Genomic DNA, 15,322 nt, shown 5'->3' with positions numbered 1-15,322 from the left:
CGCAGCGCCACCCGGCTTTTTTTACGCCGGTATCTGGTCGGTCTTGCTGCTGCGCGACCACACGCGGTGCGCGGCGAGCAGGTCAAACAGCCGGGTCATAAACGCATCGTCAACGTTATCACCTTCGACAATGCCTTCTTCCCCTTGATCCGGTACCTTCAGCAGAGATTTAAACTTCCGCGCATCGCCTGCCAGGGCGATTGGCTTCAGGTGCTTATAGGCTTCCAGCAGATAATAGGCGGCATCACCGTTGCCGAGCAGACTCTCAACGTCGCCGCACGGCATAATCACCGCGTCAACCGTCAGCGACGGTGCCCCGGCGAAGGTCGCGGCAATCGGCAGGACGGAGCCATCGTCAGCCGTCACTTCACCCATGCGCGAGTAAAGCAGTTTGGCATGTACGCCCTGGGTTTTGAGCGCCCGCATGACCCCCAGTACGTCGCTGGCGCGCGGTTTATCGTTCAGCAGGATAGCCACCACGCGGCCTTTAATCGATCCGCCAGGTACCGCGTACAGGCTCAGGGACGGATCTTTCTTCAGCCCGTTGACGTCTTTTGGCGGTGCGGCATGGCATTGCTCGTCGGTGAGCGTAATGCCGAGGTTATTCGCCACGCCCTGCGCAAGCTGGATATCGATATGTGCCAGATGGTCGACAACGCGCTCGCGAATGTAGGTGCGCACCACTTTACTCAGCTCAAAGCTGAAGCCGCCGATAATGTGCTGCTGTTCGATCGGGGTCTGGCTGTTCCAGAACAGGCGAGGGTGGGCATAATACTCGCCGAAGGACGGGCTGCGTTCGCGAATTTTTGTTCCGTCCACGCGCTCCTGGTACGACTCGAATCCGCCACGTTTTGGTCCCGGCGGCGTTTCGCGCGGCCAGTTATCGTTAATGGAGTTCGGCTCGTAGTTCGCCGGGTTGGTGTCGATATCCTGACGATGCATCCCGTCACGCTGGAAGTTATGGTAAGGGCAGGTAGGACGGTTGATCGGAATTTCGTGGAAGTTTGGTCCGCCGAGACGGCTGATCTGCGTATCGGTATAAGAGAACAGACGGCCCTGGAGCAGCGGATCGTTGGTGAAATCCAGCCCCGGCACAATATGGCCCGGGTGGAACGCAGCCTGCTCATTCTCCGCGAAGAAGTTATCCGGGTTGCGGTTAAGCACCATTTTGCCCACCAGCTGAACCGGCACCAGCTCTTCAGGAATTAGCTTTGTTGGGTCGAGCAGGTCGAAGTCGTATTTAAACTCGTCCTCTTCCGGGATCAGCTGTAACCCCAGCTCGTATTCCGGGAAATCTCCGGCTTCAATGGATTCCCACAGTTCACGACGGTGGAAGTCCGGATCGCGCCCGGTGAGCTTCTGCGCTTCATCCCACACCAGCGACGCTTTCCCCGCGACCGGTTTCCAGTGGAAGCGCACAAACGTTGCTTTGCCTTCGGCGTTAATAAGACGGAAGGTGTGAATACCAAACCCTTCCATGGTGCGATAGCTGCGCGGGATCCCCCGGTCAGACATCGCCCACATCACGTTGTGCAGCGTTTCCGGTTGCAGGGAGACGTAGTCCCAGAAGGTATCGTGCGCACTTTGTCCCTGCGGTATGGCCCAGTGTGGCTCCGGTTTTACCGCATGGACAAAGTCAGGAAACTTATGCGCATCCTGAATGAAGAACACCGGGGTGTTGTTACCGACCAGGTCGAAAATACCTTCTTCGGTATAGAATTTAGTGGCGAAGCCGCGGATATCACGCACCGTGTCAGCCGAGCCAGCGCCGCCCTGTACGGTAGAGAAGCGCACAAATACCGGTGTGATTTTGTTCGGGTCGGAAAGGAAATCCGCTTTCGTGATCTCCGTCAGGCTCTTGTACGGCTGGAAATAGCCGTGCGCCGCGGAGCCGCGAGCGTGGACGATACGCTCAGGGATACGCTCATGGTCGAAATGGGTGATTTTTTCGCGCAGGATGAAATCTTCCAGCAGCGTTGGGCCGCGCGTCCCGGCGCGCAGGGAGTTCTGGTCATCGGCAATGCGAACGCCCTGGTTCGTGGTCAGCGCATGGCCTTCACCGCCCTTACGGTGAGGATCGAGCGATTTCAGCTTTTCGTTTTCCGTTTCCGGGGCTTTCATGCTGCCCGGGGCGGTAGGCTGTTCACCCGGTGCGGAAGGACCCGGTGAAGGTTTGTGTGAGCCGTCGGCGGGGGCAAGTGAGTCCATTCCCGGTTGAGATTCTTCAGTGCCATGAATGGGTGACTGATGTGGTTTATCATTGTTCGACATTGCACGCTTCTCCTTTGTTCATTCCTAAAAACCCTATTAAGGATAGAACAATGTTAAGAATTAGCAGGCGAACTAAGCGTTTTCAGATATTGATTAGCGAAAGGAGCCCTCTGCCTTACGTCAGGCGCGACGGGCGGGGGGAGAATCGGCTATGATAGAAATTTCCTGCTTTAAGAATTTGCTTTAGTGAATCCGTCGCTTATGAAACCTCTTCGTCAACAAAACCGCCAGGTTATTAGCTATGTACCCCGCGTTGAGCCCGCGCCGCCAGACCATGCCCTGAAGGTGGATGGTTTTCGCGATGTCTGGATGCTGCGGGGTAAATACGTTGCCTTCGTGCTGATTGGCGAGCACTTCCGTCGCTCCCCTGCGTTTACGGTGCCGGAATCGGCGCAGCGATGGGCGGTGCAGATGCGCCAGGATGAAGAGGTTGAAGAATGACAGCCATAAAAAAACCGCCCTCAGGCGGTTTTTTTATTTCGGCAGTGATTAACGATGGGCCAGTTCGGCATCTTCTTCACTGTCGAGAATGGTTTTGTCGGTCTGCTTCAGCCACTGGCTGGTCAGGGTACCGGCGGTCATTGAGCCACTCACGTTCAGCGCGGTACGACCCATGTCGATAAGCGGTTCAACAGAGATCAGCAGGGCGACCAGCGTCACCGGCAGGCCCAGCGCAGGCAGAACAATCAGCGCAGCGAAGGTCGCGCCGCCGCCCACGCCTGCAACACCGGCGGAGCTAATGGTCACGATACCGACCAGCGTCGCAATCCAGACCGGATCCAGCGGGTTAATGCCGACGGTTGGGGCAACCATCACGGCCAGCATCGCCGGGTAGAGGCCCGCACAGCCGTTCTGGCCGATGGTGGCGCCAAAAGAGGCCGAGAAGCTGGCGATTGACTCCGGCACACCAAGACGACGGGTCTGTGCTTCGACGTTCAGCGGAATAGATGCCGCGCTGGAACGGCTGGTAAAGGCGAAGGTCAGTACCGGCCAGACTTTACGGAAGTATTTCAGCGGGCCAACGCCGTTCACCGCCAGCAGAATGCCGTGCACAACAAACATGATGCCCAGACCGAGGTACGAGGCAATCACAAAGCTGCCAAGCTTGATGATGTCTTGCAGGTTTGATCCTGCAACGACTTTGGTCATCAGCGCCAGGACACCGTAAGGCGTCAGCTGCATGACCAGACGCACCAGCTTCATCACCCAGCTTTGCAGGGTATCGATGGCAGTCAGCACGCGCTCGCCTTTCGGCGCATCGTCCTTCAGTAGCTTCAGCGCCGCCACGCCCAGGAACGCCGCGAAGATCACCACACTGATAATGGAGGTTGGGCTTGCACCGGTCAGGTCAGCAAACGGGTTCTTCGGAATGAAGGAGAGCACCATCTGCGGAACGGTCAGATCGGCCACTTTACCCACGTAGTTGGTCTGAATAGCCGTCAGACGCGCGGTTTCAGCGCTGCCCTGCACCAGACCTTCAGCGGTCAGGCCAAACAGATTGGTCACCAGCACACCCACCAGCGCCGCAATCAGCGTGGTGAAGAGCAGGGTGCCAATGGTCAGGAAACTGATTTTACCCAGCTGAGACGCATTATGCAGACGGGCCACGGCGCTCAGGATAGAAGCGAATACCAGCGGCATGACGATCATTTGCAGCAGCTGTACATAGCCGTTACCGACAATGTTGAACCACTGAATAGAATCTTTCAGTACCGGGCTGTCGGAGCCGTAAATAGCGTGTAAGGCCAGGCCAAACACCACGCCCATCACCAGACCGACCAGCACCTTTTTCGCCAGGCTCCACTGTTTGTGGCGAGCCTGGGCGAGAAGCAATAGCAATACGACGAACACAACAATGTTCGCGATGAGTGGAAAATTCATCCCCGTTCTCCTGATTTATTATTCGGTCGGTTTTTACCGAACCTGTTGGCGCAAGGTTATCAGAAGTGTGATGTGGCGCTTATATCCATATGGAATGGTTTATGACAAAAGTGATTATATTGTCGGTTTAATGTTCAATCTGGTGATTAATAAAACGATTGAACTGAAATTGCAGCGAGTTGATCATCTGCGACGACCAGCGCACTGCACCATTTTCGGGCAGCGTCTGCGGCATCCAGACGGCATACGCAAACAGCGCCATGCACAGCACGCGCTCCAGCTGGTTGCCCTTTTGCGGCACGAGGATCGGCAGGCGGAAACGCCAGCGGCAGGGCCAGAGCAGCGGAACGCCCGCAGGCGTAAGCATATCCGCCAGGATATGGCTCAAGTAACCGAGCACCATGCCCTGAATGGCATCCGCCGGGACTATCCAGCTCTCAGGAACCTTCAGATAAAAGAGGGTTAACAGACCAAACACGGCCAGCAGGCTGTGGGTGAACCCGCGATGACCAAAGGCTCTGGCGATGGGTTTTGAAATCCACTTCAGCCGTTGACCGAGGAAGGATTTGGGATGGTCGATGTCCGGCAACAGGCAGGTCAGTACGGCAGAAGGGACAATATGCCACCAGTCCCCCTGTGCCAGCACAGGGGTCAGTTCAGCGTTTTTAGCAAACACTGCACAGGCAAGTGAAAAAAGCAGGTGGCCTTCCGCCGTCATGATAAAACCCGGTAAACTGTCAATTCATACAGTATAGGGTTTTTATACAGTGTGCGAAAGAGGTGACGGTGTAACTCTTTGTCACAAACGCGCGATTAGCGCGCCAGCCAGCCGCCGTCTACGGCGAGGGTATGGCCGTTGACGTAATCAGAGGCTCCTGAGGCCAGAAACACCACCGGCCCCTGTAAATCCTCCGGCAGTCCCCAGCGTCCCGCCGGAATACGCTCGAGGATCGCCTGGCTGCGTTGCTTATCATCGCGAAGCTGTTGGGTGTTATTTGTCGCCATATAACCCGGCGCGATAGCGTTCACGTTAATGCCCAGCGGCGCCCATTCGTTTGCCAGCAGGCGGGTGAGCCCGAGGATGCCGCTTTTCGAGGCCGTATAAGAGGGCACCCGAATGCCGCCCTGAAAGGAGAGCATGGAGGCAATGTTAATGATTTTTCCGCCCTGACCCTGATCGATAAACCGTTTGGCCACCGCCTGCGAGAGGAAAAAGACCGATTTCAGGTTCAGGTCGATGACTTCGTCCCAGTCTTTTTCGCTGAATTCCAGCGCTTCGCACCGACGAATGGTGCCGGCATTGTTGACCAGAATATCAATGCGTCCCATCTCTTTAACAGCGGTATCCACGACGCTCTGAATGTTCTCATGCTTGCCGAGATCGGCGCGAATCGCGATAAAGCGTCGTCCCAGCGCCGTGACGCGCGCTGCCGTTTCGTCAGGAACCTTGCGGTTAACACCCACGATATCGCATCCTGCCTCGGCGAGGGCAATGGCCATGCCCTGACCCAGGCCGGTATCGCACCCGGTCACCATCGCCACTTTTCCTGCCAGAGTAAAAGCATCCAGTATCATACGCGCCTCAGAAGTCAGATTATTGTCATTTTGCACGTAAGGATAGGAGCCTGGAATGAGAAAAGCAAATAAAGTAAAACGATGTTTTAATTTTGTGATGCAGGCAGCCGAAGCTGCCTGAAAAGAGGGTCACTCTCCGCGCAGATGGCGGACAGTCAGTTCTTCAAGAGACGTCAGCCTGACATCCGCGAGGGCAAAACGAGGATCGTGTCGGCCTTCTTCAGCAGGCACAACGATGGAGCGCATACGTGCGGCTTTGGACGCTATCATGCCGTTAACGGAATCTTCCAGCGCCACGCAGGTGAGCGGATCCAGCCCCAGTTTCGCGGCGCAGTCCATATACACCTGCGGGTGCGGCTTGCTGTAAGGCAGCTTTTCGGCCGAGGCCAGCGCGTCGAAGCTGTCGCGCAGCCCAAACATCGTCAGCACTTTTTCCAGCATATGCAGAGGTGAGGCGGAAGCCAGCCCCACTTTCAGTCCTTGCGCCTTGCACAGGGCGATAGCGTCATGGACGCCCGGTAACAGTGGCTTATATTCTTCAACCAGGGAGATAGCGCGGTTGATAATGCGCGCCGTGACTTCGTCGCGATCCGGTCCAACCCATGGCTGGTGGGCATACCAAAGATCGACCACCATATCGATACGCAGCCCCAGGGTATCGGGGAGTTCGTTACGACGACTGATATCGACGCCGAGGCTGGCCATCACGTCCAGTTCAGCCCGATCCCACAGGGGTTCGGAATCAATCAGCAATCCATCCATGTCAAAAATAGCGGCAAGTATCTGGCGCGGTGTCGACATTACAACTTCTCCTTATCTTAGAGGTAAGACTAACGGGGCTAAGCACAAGCAATTTAGCATATCGCATCCAAAGATCGGGCGAAAATGACCGACAGCAGGTAGACTTAGGCACAAATAACGCGTCTTTATTAAGAGGAACTGATGACGTATCAACAAGCTGGACGCATTGCGATCTTAAAACGTATTGCTGGTTGGGTTATTTTCATTCCCGCCCTGATTTCAACGCTGATTTCCGTACTCAAATTTATGTACGATCACAGCGAAAAACAGCCGGGCATCAATGCCGTCATGCTTGATTTTGCCCACGTAATGATTGAGATGATGCGGTTTAATACCCCGTTCCTGAACGTGTTCTGGTTTAACTCGCCCACGCCGGATTTTCACCACCAGCTTAACGTTGGCTTCTGGATAATCTATGCGCTGATCTTTATCGCAATGGCGTTGCAGGCCTCCGGCGCACGCATGAGTCGCCAGACCCGCTTTTTACGTGAAGGGGTTGAAGACCAGATGATCCTTGAGAAGGCCAAAGGTCCTGAGGGAATGACCCGCGAGCAGATCGAATCGCGCATTGTCGTTCCGCGCCATACCATCTTTGTGCAGTTTTTCCCGCTCTACGTTCTGCCGGTCATTATCATTGTGGCCGGGTATTTCTTCTTTACGCTGCTCGGCTTCCTGTAAATGCTGAAGGGGGCGTGTTGCGCCCCCCTTACGTTATGCCGCCAGAATGCGGTCCAGCGCACGCTGGGCGTTGACCAGATGATTTCCGCCAAACAGGATGGCCCGGTTGAGCAGGGTGTATAGCTGATACACCGGCTGGCGTTCGAGAAAGCCAGGTGGCAAAGGCGAGACCGACTGGTAGCCATCATAAATTTGTGGCGGCTGTTCAGGGTGCAGCGGCAGCATTGCGAGGTCGCACTCTCTGTCGCCCCAGTAGCAGGCCGGGTCAAATATATAAGGTCCATCAGGCCCAAGCGCACAGTTATCCGACCATAAATCCCCGTGCAACAGTGAAGCCTGAGGCTGATGCGAGGCCAGGCGCTGCTGGACGTGTTCAACAATCGCATCGATGTTGCCGAACGCCAGCCCCTTTTCAGCGGCCAGCTCCAGCTGCCAGCCGATTCGCTGCTCGGCGAAAAATGTCGACCAGCGACGCTGCCACGCGTTTGGCTGCGGCGTGGTGGAGAGGTCGTTATCAAAATCGAGCCCGAACTGAGGCTGATCGCTCCACTGATGCAGGCGGGCAATCTGTTGACCAAGGATAAAGGCGTTATGGGCATCCAGAGGGCGCGCGGGGAGATAGTTCATCACCAGAAAGCTGTAGTCGCGATCGCTGCCGACGGCTAAAACCTGCGGAACGGTGACGGTTTTACTGCGCGATAACAGCTCAAGCTGATCGGCTTCGGCAGTAAAAATGGGAAGCAATTCGCGTTCATCACATTTCACGAAAAGATCGCGCCCGGCGTAGCGTAAATGCCATGCGGCATGGATCTCTCCGCCTGGCAGTTCGTTACGCAGTTCAATTTCACCTTCACCCAGCTGCTCACTTAAAAGATGACTGATAGCCTGCCACATGATGTCTCTCCCATGTTGTCTGCCAGATCATAAAGTTAGCGCAAAACGGCAATAAAAAAACAGGAACTAACGCACAACTGAGCGGTTTAATTTTATACAGGGCACTTATTGTTCTTTTTTGTGCCAGTTTTCCCAGCTATCCACGTCAATTTCTGTCGCTTTGTCAGTCACGCTTTCCACCAGGCTGCTGGCCAGCGCCTTGACCTCTTCCTGACTTAGCGGGCTAATCAGGCCAAAAGCCAGCGAGCCGAGGTCGTGGATATTGCCTTCATCGTCGGTCAGCGTGAGCAGAAAATTTGCCCGCGTGAAAGCGTTGTTAAGTTCATTCAGCTCGGTCAGCGACGCCTCATGAATATTGACGGTTACGACGTAGCGGGTGATATCACCACTGCTCATAATGCACCTCGTTGTTATCCTGAAAGTTTTCTTAGCATAGTCGATAAGCGCTATTTAGCGACTTCCCCCTCCAAAGGAGGGGGAAGATGTTCAGCTTTTCGCCAGGTAATCGACAATTTTTTGGGTATCCGCAAGCGAGCATAGCCGCGTTCCCTGATTGATGGTGGCCGCACTCCCTGCCGCGACGCCATAGCGTGCCATCTCCAGAAGCGAAGCGCCCTGCGCCAGCTTCAGCACCATCGCGCCAACCATACTGTCACCTGCACCTACGGTGCTCTGGCTCTTCATCGGTGGTGGAACGACCTGCACACAGCCCGTCTTGTCGACGGCCAGCGCACCCTGAGGACCGAGAGAGACCACCACGCGATGCGCTTTGCCCGTGCGTACCAGCTCTTCTGCGGCAGTACGCACGTCATCGGGCTGGTTGAGCTCGCGATTGACAAGCGCACTCAGCTCTTTCTGGTTAGGTTTCACGAGTTCAAGTTGCCCGGGTTCTAACGCCGCCTTCAGGGCTTCGCCTGAGCTATCAACAATGCAGCGGATGCCGCGCTGGAGCACCGCCTGAACCAGCGCCGTCAGCTTTTCTGTTTCAATTCCCGGCGGCAGGCTACCGCTGATGACCAGCAATGAGCCGCTTTCAATGGTCAGCACTTTCTCTTCCAGTTGACGAAACTCATCATCGCTCAGCTTTGCCCCCGGCATCACAAAACGATACTGTTCGCCGCTCGATTCAACATGAACGTGCAGGTTCTGCCGGGTCCAGTCTCTGGCGTCTACCGTGTCTACCGCAACCTGTTCATCTGCCAGCAACGCAACCAGATGTTCGCCCGTGGCGCCGCCAGCAGGGAAGATGGCGGTTGCTTTTCCGCCGAGATGGGTAATGGCGCGCGCCACGTTAATACCACCGCCACCGGGTTCAAACACCGGCGCGCTACAGCGCAGCTTACCTTCCGGGTAAATTTGCGGCGTCATGGTCGCGGAGTCGAGGGAAGGGGAGAGCGTCAGCGTGTAAATCGAAGCCATCATGACCTCCTTTTAGCATGGGTTCTTTTAAGCCTGGCACCGTTTGGCAGGAAGGCAACGTAAATAACAGTATGATTTTAAAAATGAATGCTGACAAATAACCTGTGCAGGACATATAAAATAAAACGCGTTTTGGGATCGTTCTTATTCAAAAAATGAAAGAAGAAATTATTGCTATGTTATTTGCGGCTTTTTATAATTTGTTACCTTTCTATGGTCGCCTTGTCATTGATCCGCAAGAAAGTTTCCGAGACCGTGACGGTCTCTTTTTTTGTTGTACGGACTCCTTAAATATAATGAAGCTTTTGAAGACAGTACCCGCAGCACTGATGCTGGCGGGTGGCGTATTTGCGTCACTGAACGCAACCGCCGATGATACCGTTTTTACTGTCATGGACGACCCCTCCACTGCCAAAAAACCCTTTGAAGGTAACCTGAATGCCGGGTATCTGGCGCAATCCGGTAACACGAAAAGCTCCTCCCTGACCGCAGACAGCACCCTGACCTGGTACGGCAACACCACAGCCTGGTCGCTGTGGGGAAATGCCAGCAACACGTCTGCTAACGATGAACGCTCCTCGGAGAAATATGCGGTAGGCGGACGTAGCCGTTACAACATGACCGATTATGACTACCTGTTCGGGCAGGCGAGCTGGCTGACAGACCGCTTCAACGGCTATCGCCAGCGCGATGTCGTGACGGCGGGTTATGGTCGTCAGTTCCTGAATGGGCCGGTACACAGCCTCCGTTTTGAATTCGGTCCGGGTGTGCGTTACGACGAGTACACCAACGGCGAAGATGAAACCCAGCCGCTGGGTTATGCATCGGGCACCTACGCATGGCAGATGACCGACAACGCTAAATTCACCCAGGGCGTGTCGGTGTTTGGTGCAGAAGATACCACCCTGAACTCTGAAAGCGCGTTGAACGTGGCCATCAACGAACACTTTGGACTCAAGGTGGCGTACAACGTAACCTGGAACTCATCCCCCCCTGATTCTGCGCCGGAACATACCGATCGCAGAACCACGATTTCTTTAGGTTATAAAATGTAATTCCGTCGGGCTGAGATTCTTCTCGGCCCGTTTTTTATTTTTTGAAACTGTGCTTAATTATATTAAATGGCGTTTTAAAAATAACAGAATGCGTCCTCTTCATCATTTCTCCATAATTAAGCGTGCACGGCTTATTCAGTTTATTTGACACGAATTGATAAATATTTTGACTAGGAAAAAGTGTGATCCAGATCTACACTTACGCCACAGGCAAAAAATCGCCTCAGGCTTTTTCTGCATTAATTTAGTATGAGAATAAAATTATGAAAACAATCAAAACTGCTACAGCAGCGATGGTGCTTTCCGCACTTTCATTTGGCGTCTTTGCTGCTGATAATATGACGCAACCTGCCAGTGACGCTAACAGCCAAATCGGAATCACCAACGCCTCTGATGTTGAAGCGGGCTCTAACATTGCCCCTGGCTCCCAGTCTACCGGTCAGTCAATGAACGATGCGTTTGATGTGCATAAGCTGGTAGCGGGTGAGTGGTCCTGATAAATTAACTGCCACGTTGTGATGGAATATAAACGCTATGACAACCTGTCGAAAACCGGATAATGATGTACCGGTTTTTCACAATCCGGTGGCGTAAAGAGAGTTAAAGATTATTCAATAAATTAACGGCACGTTTACGCTGACCTCAGCACTAATGACTTCCCTTTCTGACAATACATTAACCCCAAATCATTGCAGCCCAGCGCAGCAGCAACATCGCGCCGCAAATAGCAATTAATACCACGACCATTTTCCAGTGCTTAACGGCAAATCTTTTTGTTGGCATAACCTAATCCTTGTCAGTTGATACCCTTAGTGTACCAAAGTCTGCGCCAGAAAGCGCTTTACCCGGGACAACAGGTTATGCCAGAACACCGGTTCGGCTCAAAACCACTGGAATCTGTTGGCCAGAATCAAAACCAGGCCAGCCGCGGAAAGTAGATTCAATATCACAACGGTTCTGCTGGATACGTTCACGTGATACCCCTTCGATGTTTAAGGACCAGATCAAGAATAGCTCAGCACTTTTGGATTGCGAGCCTCCGTCAGCAAAAGTTCATGAACGCATACAAAAGGATGAGCGGTTCAAAACGGTCGCAGAGGATGCATTCGCCCTTTCAATAGTGTTACCATTAGGCTGCTTGCCGTATATTCGCCTTTGTCTGATTTCGGCTGGCAGAGGATGACGAACCAATTTGACGATTGTTGGTCAGATGGTTCCTAATCTACTGTTTAATCACGATTATTTTCTTTGTATATGCTCTTATGTGTGGGGCATCACTGCAAATAAGGATATAAAATGCCTGTAATTACTCTTCCTGATGGCAGCCAACGCCATTTCGACCACGCTGTAAGCCCAATGGATGTAGCCCTGGACATCGGTCCTGGACTCGCAAAAGCAACCATTGCAGGCCGCGTAAACGGTGAGCTGGTAGATGCGTCTGATGTTATTGAAAACGATGCGACGCTCTCAATCATCACCGCGAAAGACGAAGAAGGTCTGGAGATCATTCGTCACTCCTGCGCGCACCTGTTAGGTCATGCTATCAAGCAGCTGTGGCCAAACACCAAAATGGCGATCGGCCCGGTTATCGACAACGGTTTCTACTACGACGTTGACCTTGACCACACCCTGACCCAGGAAGATATCGACGCGCTCGAAAAACGTATGCACGAGCTCGCCGAAACTAACTATGACGTCATCAAGAAGAAAGTCAGCTGGCACGAAGCGCGTGAAACCTTCGTGAAGCGCGGCGAGAGCTATAAAGTCTCGATTCTTGACGAAAACATTTCGCATGATGACAAGCCTGGCTTGTACCATCACGAAGAATACGTCGACATGTGCCGTGGACCGCACGTGCCGAATATGCGCTTCTGTCATCACTTTAAACTGATGAAAATCGCAGGCGCCTACTGGCGTGGCGACAGCAACAACAAGATGTTGCAGCGCATCTATGGTACCGCGTGGGCCGATAAAAAAGCCCTGAACGCGTACCTGCAACGCCTGGAAGAGGCGGCTAAACGTGACCACCGTAAAATCGGTAAGCAGCTTGACCTGTATCATATGCAGGAAGAAGCGCCGGGGATGGTGTTCTGGCATAACGACGGCTGGACTATCTTCCGTGAACTGGAAACGTTCGTACGTTCCAAGCTGAAAGAGTACCAGTATCAGGAAGTGAAAGGCCCGTTCATGATGGACCGTGTGCTGTGGGAAAAAACCGGCCACTGGGACAACTATAAAGATGCGATGTTCACCACCTCGTCTGAGAACCGTGAATACTGCATCAAGCCAATGAACTGCCCGGGCCACGTTCAGATCTTTAACCAGGGTCTGAAATCCTACCGCGATCTGCCGCTGCGTATGGCAGAGTTCGGTAGCTGCCACCGTAACGAACCATCGGGTGCGCTGCACGGTCTGATGCGCGTTCGTGGCTTTACTCAGGATGATGCGCATATCTTCTGTACTGAAGATCAGGTACGTGATGAAGTTAACGCCTGTATTCGTATGGTCTACGATATGTACAGCACCTTTGGCTTCGAGAAGATCGTGGTCAAACTCTCAACGCGTCCGGAAAAACGTATCGGCAGCGATGAGACATGGGATCGCGCAGAAGCGGATCTCGCCGTGGCGCTGGAAGAGAATGGGATTCCATTCGAATACCAGTTGGGCGAGGGCGCATTCTACGGTCCGAAAATTGAATTTACCCTGTATGACTGCCTCGATCGCGCATGGCAGTGCGGAACGGTACAGCTGGACTTCTCCCTGCCGCAGCGTTTAAGCGCCTCTTATGTTGGCGAAGACAACGAGCGTCAGGTGCCGGTCATGATTCACCGTGCTATTCTCGGTTCACTGGAGCGCTTCATCGGCATCCTGACCGAAGAGTTCGCGGGCTTCTTCCCGACCTGGCTTGCGCCAGTGCAGGTGGTGGTGATGAACATTACCGATTCTCAGGCGGATTACGTTAAAGAATTGACGCAGAAACTACAAAATGCGGGCATTCGCGTAAAAGCAGACTTGAGAAATGAGAAGATTGGCTTTAAAATCCGCGAGCACACTTTACGTCGTGTCCCGTATATGTTGGTCTGTGGTGATAAAGAGGTGGAAGCAGGCAAAGTTGCCGTTCGCACCCGCCGTGGTAAAGACCTGGGGAGCCTGGACGTAAGTGAAGTGATTGAGAAGCTGCAACAAGAGATTCGCAGCCGCAGTCTTCAACAACTGGAGGAATAAGGTATTAAAGGCGGAAAACGAGTTCAAACGGCACGTCCGAATCGTATCAATGGCGAGATTCGCGCCCAGGAAGTTCGCTTAACAGGTCTGGAAGGCGAGCAGCTGGGGATTGTGAGTCTGAGAGAAGCGATCGAAAAGGCTGAAGAAGCTGGAGTAGATTTAGTTGAAATCAGCCCTAACGCCGAACCGCCAGTTTGTCGTATCATGGACTACGGCAAGTTCCTTTATGAAAAGAGTAAGTCTTCTAAGGAACAGAAGAAGAAGCAAAAAGTTATCCAGGTTAAGGAAATTAAATTCCGTCCTGGTACCGACGATGGCGATTATCAGGTAAAACTCCGCAGCCTGATTCGCTTTCTGGAAGATGGCGATAAGGCCAAAATCACGCTGCGTTTCCGCGGTCGTGAGATGGCCCACCAACAGATTGGTATGGAAGTGCTTAACCGCGTCCGTGAAGATCTGAGTGAACTGGCAGTAGTCGAATCCTTCCCTACGAAGATCGAAGGCCGCCAGATGATCATGGTGCTCGCTCCTAAGAAGAAACAGTAAGGCCTTCAAGCAGCAGAATCTGTGGAGCCTTCGGGCCCCATAGGTTTTGTTCGCCTATGTTTCGTTTATTTAACAATGCGAAGTGGAAGTTATTAAAATGCCAAAAATTAAGACCGTACGCGGTGCTGCTAAGCGCTTCAAAAAAACCGGTAAAGGTGGTTTTAAGCACAAGCACGCTAACCTGCGTCACATTCTGACTAAGAAAGCTACCAAGCGTAAACGTCACCTGCGTCCAAAAGCCATGGTTTCTAAAGGCGATCTGGGCCTGGTCATCGCGTGCCTGCCGTACGCATAAGTCGTTAACGTTTAACTTTTTTAACTTAGAATAGATACAGGAGAGCACACATGGCTCGCGTAAAACGTGGTGTAATTGCACGTGCACGTCACAAGAAAATTTTGAAACAAGCTAAAGGCTACTACGGTGCGCGTTCACGCGTATACCGCGTTGCCTTCCAGGCTGTTATCAAAGCAGGTCAGTACGCTTACCGTGACCGTCGTCAGCGTAAGCGTCAGTTCCGTCAACTGTGGATTGCGCGTATCAACGCAGCAGCACGTCAGAACGGTATTTCTTACAGCAAATTCATCAACGGCCTGAAAAAAGCCTCTGTTGAAATCGACCGTAAGATCCTGGCTGACATCGCAGTATTCGACAAAGTAGCGTTCACCGCTCTGGTCGAAAAAGCGAAAGCAGCACTGGCATAAGCCAGTTGAAAGAGGAGGCTTTGCCTCCTCTTTTCATTCAACACCATCAGAAGATTGACATTTATCCGTGCAGGCTTTTCAATAAGGTCTTAACGGTTTTTACCCTACAAGGTAACGCAAGCATGAATGCTGCTATTTTCCGCTTCTTCTTTTACTTTAGCACCTGACATCAGGAGGCTAGCGCGTGAAAGATGAAACGAAAAACAGCGCCAGATAAGCCTCCCGATGGAGGCTTTTTTTGTGCCTGAATTTGAGAGAATACGTCCAACAATTCG

Annotated in this window: 19 protein-coding genes and 1 other annotated feature; of the genes, 9 read left to right on the top strand and 10 right to left on the bottom strand. The window is 53.1% G+C overall.

Annotation, left to right across the window (positions count from 1 at the left end):
- Positions 1-21: 21 nt before the first annotated feature.
- Positions 22-2,271 carry a catalase HPII gene (gene katE / locus N5C09_RS07450; protein ID WP_279748760.1) on the bottom strand — a complete coding sequence of 750 codons (2,250 nt, stop codon included), beginning with the start codon at positions 2,269-2,271 and terminating at the stop codon, positions 22-24.
- A 201-nt stretch (positions 2,272-2,472) separates the two neighbouring features.
- Here katE and cedA point away from each other — a divergent pair, with 201 nt between their 5' ends.
- A complete protein-coding gene (gene cedA, locus N5C09_RS07445; protein ID WP_063866459.1) occupies positions 2,473-2,712 on the top strand; it encodes a cell division activator CedA in 240 nt (79 codons plus the stop codon).
- A gap of 48 nt (positions 2,713-2,760) precedes the next feature.
- Here the strand turns inward: cedA and tcyP are convergent, their stop codons facing one another.
- From tcyP to hxpB, 4 genes are all read right to left on the bottom strand, one after another.
- On the bottom strand, positions 2,761-4,152 hold the full coding sequence (tcyP, locus tag N5C09_RS07440; protein ID WP_063866461.1) for a cystine/sulfocysteine:cation symporter: 1,392 nt from the start codon (positions 4,150-4,152) through the stop codon (positions 2,761-2,763).
- Positions 4,153-4,279: 127 nt separating this feature from the next.
- Entirely contained in the window at positions 4,280-4,870 is a 591-nt protein-coding gene (locus N5C09_RS07435) for a metal-dependent hydrolase (protein ID WP_015570742.1), read from the bottom strand.
- Between the two features lie 95 nt (positions 4,871-4,965).
- Positions 4,966-5,727, bottom strand: a complete 762-nt coding sequence (gene kduD, locus N5C09_RS07430) for a 2-dehydro-3-deoxy-D-gluconate 5-dehydrogenase KduD (RefSeq protein WP_279748759.1) — start codon at positions 5,725-5,727, stop codon at positions 4,966-4,968.
- Positions 5,728-5,856: 129 nt separating this feature from the next.
- Positions 5,857-6,528, bottom strand: coding sequence for a hexitol phosphatase HxpB (hxpB, locus tag N5C09_RS07425; protein WP_107535171.1), 672 nt, complete (start codon positions 6,526-6,528; stop codon positions 5,857-5,859).
- Between the two features lie 141 nt (positions 6,529-6,669).
- Here hxpB and N5C09_RS07420 point away from each other — a divergent pair, with 141 nt between their 5' ends.
- Positions 6,670-7,206: a YniB family protein gene (locus tag N5C09_RS07420; protein ID WP_063866463.1), complete on the top strand. Its 537-nt coding sequence runs from the start codon at positions 6,670-6,672 to the stop codon at positions 7,204-7,206.
- Positions 7,207-7,239: 33 nt separating this feature from the next.
- On the opposite strand, the gene N5C09_RS07415 is transcribed toward N5C09_RS07420, so the two are convergent.
- From N5C09_RS07415 to pfkB, 3 genes are all read right to left on the bottom strand, one after another.
- Entirely contained in the window at positions 7,240-8,100 is an 861-nt protein-coding gene (locus tag N5C09_RS07415; RefSeq protein WP_279748758.1) for a fructosamine kinase family protein, read from the bottom strand.
- Between the two features lie 105 nt (positions 8,101-8,205).
- The gene (gene ghoS / locus N5C09_RS07410) at positions 8,206-8,496 is read right to left on the bottom strand and encodes a type V toxin-antitoxin system endoribonuclease antitoxin GhoS (RefSeq protein WP_003857822.1); all 291 of its coding nucleotides are present in this window, start codon (positions 8,494-8,496) and stop codon (positions 8,206-8,208) included.
- 90 nt (positions 8,497-8,586) lie between these two features.
- Complete coding sequence (pfkB, locus tag N5C09_RS07405; RefSeq protein ID WP_063866465.1) at positions 8,587-9,519, bottom strand: 6-phosphofructokinase II; 933 nt, start codon at positions 9,517-9,519, stop codon at positions 8,587-8,589.
- 296 nt (positions 9,520-9,815) lie between these two features.
- Between pfkB and N5C09_RS07400 the strand changes: the two genes are divergently transcribed.
- Together N5C09_RS07400 and N5C09_RS07395 are read left to right on the top strand one after the other, a co-directional pair.
- Positions 9,816-10,574, top strand: coding sequence for a YdiY family protein (locus tag N5C09_RS07400; RefSeq protein ID WP_063448980.1), 759 nt, complete (start codon positions 9,816-9,818; stop codon positions 10,572-10,574).
- Between the two features lie 263 nt (positions 10,575-10,837).
- Positions 10,838-11,071 carry a hypothetical protein gene (locus tag N5C09_RS07395; RefSeq protein ID WP_063448979.1) on the top strand — a complete coding sequence of 78 codons (234 nt, stop codon included), beginning with the start codon at positions 10,838-10,840 and terminating at the stop codon, positions 11,069-11,071.
- A gap of 178 nt (positions 11,072-11,249) precedes the next feature.
- Here N5C09_RS07395 and yniD read toward each other — a convergent pair whose 3' ends face one another.
- Both yniD and yncL read right to left on the bottom strand, forming a co-directional pair.
- A complete protein-coding gene (yniD, locus tag N5C09_RS07390) occupies positions 11,250-11,357 on the bottom strand; it encodes a small membrane protein YniD (RefSeq protein ID WP_003857815.1) in 108 nt (35 codons plus the stop codon).
- Between the two features lie 98 nt (positions 11,358-11,455).
- A complete protein-coding gene (gene yncL, locus N5C09_RS07385) occupies positions 11,456-11,548 on the bottom strand; it encodes a stress response membrane protein YncL (RefSeq protein ID WP_074160885.1) in 93 nt (30 codons plus the stop codon).
- Between the two features lie 322 nt (positions 11,549-11,870).
- On the opposite strand from yncL, the gene thrS reads away from it, so the two are divergent.
- The 5 genes from thrS (at position 11,871) to pheM (ending at position 15,214) form a co-directional block, all read left to right on the top strand.
- Positions 11,871-13,799, top strand: a complete 1,929-nt coding sequence (gene thrS, locus N5C09_RS07380) for a threonine--tRNA ligase (protein ID WP_063448978.1) — start codon at positions 11,871-11,873, stop codon at positions 13,797-13,799.
- Positions 13,800-13,802: 3 nt separating this feature from the next.
- Positions 13,803-14,345 (top strand): translation initiation factor IF-3, encoded by a 543-nt coding sequence (gene infC, locus N5C09_RS07375; protein ID WP_059287945.1) that lies wholly within the window; start codon positions 13,803-13,805, stop codon positions 14,343-14,345.
- A 97-nt stretch (positions 14,346-14,442) separates the two neighbouring features.
- The gene (rpmI, locus tag N5C09_RS07370; RefSeq protein ID WP_001124225.1) at positions 14,443-14,640 is read left to right on the top strand and encodes a 50S ribosomal protein L35; all 198 of its coding nucleotides are present in this window, start codon (positions 14,443-14,445) and stop codon (positions 14,638-14,640) included.
- Positions 14,641-14,690: 50 nt separating this feature from the next.
- Complete coding sequence (gene rplT / locus N5C09_RS07365) at positions 14,691-15,047, top strand: 50S ribosomal protein L20 (protein WP_000124850.1); 357 nt, start codon at positions 14,691-14,693, stop codon at positions 15,045-15,047.
- Between the two features lie 117 nt (positions 15,048-15,164).
- Positions 15,165-15,289: a sequence feature (Phe leader region), on the top strand.
- The gene (gene pheM / locus N5C09_RS07360) at positions 15,170-15,214 is read left to right on the top strand and encodes a pheST operon leader peptide PheM (RefSeq protein ID WP_001386830.1); all 45 of its coding nucleotides are present in this window, start codon (positions 15,170-15,172) and stop codon (positions 15,212-15,214) included. It overlaps the preceding feature by 45 nt.
- Positions 15,290-15,322: the final 33 nt, after the last annotated feature.

It is taken from the genome of Enterobacter sp. GD03975, from assembly GCF_029838645.1.
Taxonomy (GTDB): domain Bacteria; phylum Pseudomonadota; class Gammaproteobacteria; order Enterobacterales; family Enterobacteriaceae; genus Enterobacter; species Enterobacter quasihormaechei.
This window is presented reverse-complemented; position numbering and strand designations above follow the sequence as displayed.